1 protein-coding gene is annotated in these 285 nt (G+C 55.4%); it reads right to left on the minus strand.

Annotated elements, in window-relative coordinates; translation table 11 throughout:
* Positions 1-285 (minus strand): sporulation protein (locus R7044_RS25995; RefSeq protein WP_225456094.1); only part of this gene is annotated, 285 nt, incomplete at both ends.

The raw sequence follows: 285 nt of genomic DNA on the forward strand, positions 1-285 counted from the left end.
TTCAAACGCTGACAATATGGCATCCATAAGTGGGTCGGGTCTAACGGTGAGAATGTCTTTGTCGGTAGGGTCAAGCGCCATCGCCGCATCTAAGCCGGTTTCTAGCCAGACTTTTGCATCGCCGATGGTCACTGGCGTGTTCCAAGGCACGTCGAGTTTGACGTCGAAGGTGCGCTCTTCACCAGGATGAATCGTAAAGGCGTACGGGAGATTCCATTTCGCCAAGACATGCGTTTGCGGTACTCGACGCATGCTGTGCCCTTCTCGCGCACCACGGTCGTCCGG

It is taken from the genome of Vibrio sp. 1402 (assembly GCF_033340275.1).